We start from the raw sequence: 4,206 nt of genomic DNA, 5'->3' as shown, positions 1-4,206 counted from the left end.
TGCTGGACGAACCGTTCAGCGCGCTCGACGCCGCCCTGCGGGGACGGGTCCGGGCGGAGGTCTCGACCCTGCTCGCCGAGTCCGGCGCGACGTCGGTCCTCGTCACCCACGACCGCGCGGAGGCGCTGGCCACCGCCGATCGGGTCGCCGTGCTCATCGACGGCCGCCTCGCCCAGGTCGACACCCCCGAACGGCTCTACTACCACCCGGTGAGCCGCGAGGTCGCCCAGCTGGCGGGGGAGGTCGTCCTTCTCCCGGCCACCGCGGACGGAGGGGTCGCACACACCACCATCGGCGCCGTCCCACTCGACACGCCCGCACGCGGGTCCGGCACCGTCCTGTGGCGCCCCGAGAGCCTGACGGTCCGTCGGGTCGGGCAGGAGGGGCACGGCGTGTGCACCGGCGTCGAGTTCGTCGGCGCGTCGACCCTCATCCGGATGTGTGTCGACGGCACCGAGCAGAGCTTCGCGGTCCCGGTCTCCGGCGGGGAGGTCTTCGAGGTGGGGGCCCGGGTGGAGGTCACGCCCTTGCGTCCCGCCGTCTTCCACGCGGGGCCGTCGGTGCCCGCCTGATCAGCTCTCGGTGGCGGCCCAGCCCAGGGTCCGTTCGACGGCGTCGTTCCAGCGGCCCCACAGGCGCGCGCGCTCGTCCTCGGCCATGCGTGGCTCCCACCGCCGGTCCTCCCGCCACAACTCCCGGAGCCGGTCGGGGGAGTCCCACTGGCCCACCGCCAGCCCCGCGGCGAAGGCGGCACCCAGGGCGGTGGTCTCGGTGACCTCGGGCCGGATCACGTCGATGCCCAGGATGTCGGCCTGGAACTGCATCAGGTAGTCGTTGACCACCATCCCGCCGTCGACACGCAGCGCGTCGGCGGTCTCGCCGGCGTCGGCGGCCATCGCGTCGGTCATCTCGCGGGACTGGAACGCGGTGGCCTCGAGCGCCGCTCGCGCCAGGTGTGCCCGGGTGTGGAACCGGGTCAGGCCCACCAGGGTGCCACGCGCGTCCGGGCGCCAGCGAGGGGCGAGAAGTCCGGAGAACGCGGGCACGAGATAGCAGTCGCCGTTGTCCTCCAGTGACGTCGCCAGTTCCTCGGTCTCCTCGGCGCTCGAGATCACCCCGAGGTTGTCCCGCAGCCACTGCACCAGCGAGCCCGCCACCGCCACGGAGCCCTCCAGCGCGTACACGGCGTCGGCGTCCCCGAGCTTGTAGCAGACGGTGGTGAGCAGCCCGTTGTCGCTGAACTGGGGGGTGGTGCCGGTGTTGAGCAGGAGGAACGCGCCGGTCCCGTAGGTGTTCTTGGCGTCGCCGGGGTCGAAGCAGGTCTGGCCGAACATGGCCGCCTGTTGGTCGCCGAGGATCCCCGCGATGGGGGTCCCGCCGAACATGCGACGCTCGGTCACGTGACCGATCACCCCCGAGGACGGCACGATGTCGGGGAGCATCGCCCGCGGCACCCCGATCTCGCGGCAGAGCTCGTCGCACCACTCCAGGGTCCGCAGATCCATGAGCAGGGTGCGGGAGGCGTTGGTGACGTCGGTGACGTGGAGCGCCGGTTCGCCGTCGGTCCCGCCGCGGCGGCCGCCGGTGAGATTCCACACCAGCCACGAATCGATGGTCCCGGCCAGCAGCTCGCCGGCCTCGGCCCGCTCGGTGCCGCGTCGGCCCTCGGCGTCGAGGTGATCGAGGATCCACCGGATCTTCGGACCCGCGAAGTAGGTGGACAGGGGCAACCCGGTCGCATCGCGGAACCTGTTGTCTCCGTCGGGGTGGCCCTCCGCCAGCCGGGCGCAGATCCCCGAGGTCCGGGTGTCCTGCCAGACGATCGCGTTGTAGACCGGCTCACCGGTCTCCCGCTCCCACACCACCACGGTCTCCCGTTGGTTGGTGATGCCGATCGCGCTCACCAACGCCGGTTCGAGGTCGGCGTGACCGGCCACCTGGGCCATGGTCGTCCGCACGTTCTCCCAGATCTCCAGCGGGTCGTGTTCCACCCATCCGGCCCGGGGCAGGATCTGCCGGTGTTCGACCTGGGCGGTCGCCGCGGGCACCGGCAGACCGTCGTGGTCGAAGAGAATGGCCCGCGAGGACGTGGTCCCCTGGTCGATCGCGAGGATGAACGTGTTACGCGTCACGTCGTCAGACTACGTCCGCCCGGGCGTAGAGTCGGGCGCGACCGGCCGGAATCCGATACCCGGCCCCGGAGGGAGCACGATGCCCACGATCAGATCACGGTCCGTCCTCGGTCCCGAGCGCCGGGCCGAGGCATGGCGGAGGTTGTCGGAGGAGTCCTTCGACATCGTGATCGTGGGTGGCGGTGTGGTGGGCACCGGCAGCGCTGTCGACGCGGCCACGCGCGGCCTGAGCGTCGCGGTGGTGGAGGCCCGCGACTTCGCCGCCGGGACCTCCTCGCGCAGCTCCAAGATGTTCCACGGCGGGCTCCGGTATCTCGAGCAACTCGACTTCGGGCTCGTCGCCGAGGCCCTCCACGAGCGCGAGCTCAGCATGACCCGACTGGCCCCGCACCTGGTCAAACCGCTCAAGTTCCTCTTCCCGCTCACCCGCCGGTTCTGGGAGCGCCCCTACATGGCCGCGGGATTCGTCCTCTACGACCTCATGGGCGGCGCCAAGAGCGTCCCGCCGCAGAAGCACTACAGCCGCGCCGGTGCACGGCGCGTGGCGCCGGGTCTGCGCGAGGACGTCGTGGTGGGGGGGATCCGGTACTGGGACACGTTGGTCGACGACGCCCGCCACACCCTCACGCTCGCCCGCACCGCCGCCCTGCACGGCGCGGTGGTCGCCAACTCCACGCAGGTGATCGGCTACCTGCGGGAGGGCGAACGAGTGACCGGCGTGCGGGTCCGCGACGCCGAGACCGGACGGGAGACCGACGTCCGGGCCGGGGTGGTGCTCAACGCGGCGGGGGTGTGGACCGACCACCTGCAGGAGATGCTGGGGGAGGAGGGCGGCTTCACGGTGCGTGCCTCCAAGGGGGTCCACATCGTGGTGGACCGTGACAAGGTCGACTCGGAGGCCGCCCTCATCCTGCGCACCGAGAAGTCGGTGCTCTTCGTCATCCCCTGGGGCGAATACTGGATCATCGGCACCACCGACACCGACTGGCAGCTCGATCTGGCCCACCCCGCGGCGACGGGTGCGGACATCGACTACATCCTCGGGCACGTCAACGCCGTGCTCACGACCCCGATCGGGCGGGACGACGTCCGCGGTGTCTACGCGGGACTGCGCCCGCTGCTCTCGGGCGGGGCCGACTCCACCGCCAAGCTCTCGCGGGAACACGCGGTGATGCGCGCGGCTCCCGGGGCCGTGGTGGTGGCGGGCGGCAAGTACACCACCTACCGGGTCATGGCGGCGGACGCGGTCGACGCCGCGGTGGCCGAGCTGGGACCGGAGCGCGCGGAATCCGTTCCGGCCTCCACCACCGATCGCATCCCCCTCCTCGGTGCCGACGGCTACCCGGCGATGGTCAACCGCGCGGACCGGATCGCGGACCACTACGAGATCAGGGAGGAGCAGGTCCAGCACCTGCTCGACCGCTACGGTTCGCTTCTCGAGGACGTGCTGGACCTGGCGGCGGACCGCCCCGATCTGCTGGAGACCCTCGACGGCGCCGATCGCTACCTCCGGGTCGAGATCGTCTACGCCGCGCTCGCGGAGGCCGCTCTGCACCTGGAGGACGTCCTGGTCCGCCGGACCCGGATCTCCATGGAGTACCAGCACGGAGGGGTGGCGTGCGCCCGCGAGGCCGCGCAGCTCATGGCGGAGGTGCTGGACTGGGATACCGACCGCGTCGAGCGGGAGGTCGAGATGTTCGAGCAACGGGTCGCCGCGGAGCTGGCCAGCCAGGTGACGGACTCCGACGACGAGGCGGACGGCTTCCTCCGCGGCGTCCCCGAGGTCCGCGAGTTCCTGGTGGAGGCGACCGTCGACCCCGCGAGCGCCGAGCCGGTCGTCGACCACCCGGCCTGACCGAGGGGCCACCCTTCCCGACCGAGGGACCACCTATCCCGACCAGCGCGTGATGGGGGTCGGAACCGGCACGGCCGCGCTCCGCACCCCCTGACACCGGAAATCCGCTGCCGCCCTGCGCGATCGGCTGTCCGGTGGGGCAGCGGATGGCGCAGGAGAGCAGCGGATCCGGGGGAGGGGCGGGCCCGACGGCGCGGCCCGTGGGGCCCGACGGCGCCG

Annotated in this window: 3 protein-coding genes; 2 read left to right on the top strand and 1 reads right to left on the bottom strand. The window is 72.1% G+C overall.

Annotated elements, in window-relative coordinates; genetic code table 11:
- Positions 1 to 572, top strand: a 572-nt coding sequence (locus G6017_RS04800; RefSeq protein WP_524536242.1) for a TOBE domain-containing protein, incomplete at its 5' end; no start/stop codon positions are given.
- Here G6017_RS04800 and glpK read toward each other — a convergent pair.
- The gene (glpK, locus tag G6017_RS04795) at positions 573 to 2,132 is read right to left on the bottom strand and encodes a glycerol kinase GlpK (protein WP_182616180.1); all 1,560 of its coding nucleotides are present in this window, start codon (positions 2,130 to 2,132) and stop codon (positions 573 to 575) included.
- A gap of 79 nt (positions 2,133 to 2,211) precedes the next feature.
- Here glpK and G6017_RS04790 point away from each other — a divergent pair, with 79 nt between their 5' ends.
- Positions 2,212 to 3,987, top strand: coding sequence for a glycerol-3-phosphate dehydrogenase/oxidase (locus tag G6017_RS04790; RefSeq protein WP_179524760.1), 1,776 nt, complete (start codon positions 2,212 to 2,214; stop codon positions 3,985 to 3,987).
- The last annotated feature ends 219 nt before the right edge of the window (positions 3,988 to 4,206 follow it).

Origin of the sequence: Dietzia sp. B44, from assembly GCF_014145245.1 — a bacterium.
Taxonomy (GTDB): domain Bacteria; phylum Actinomycetota; class Actinomycetes; order Mycobacteriales; family Mycobacteriaceae; genus Dietzia; species Dietzia natronolimnaea.
Note: the sequence above shows the minus strand (reverse complement) of the source record. Positions and strands in the feature narration are given on the sequence as shown.

Bases quoted from the DNA above. Each gene is read 5' to 3' on its own strand.
- G6017_RS04790 (WP_179524760.1), top strand. From the start codon at position 2,212: ATGCCCACGATCAGATCACGGTCCGTCCTCGGTCCCGAGCGCCGGGCC.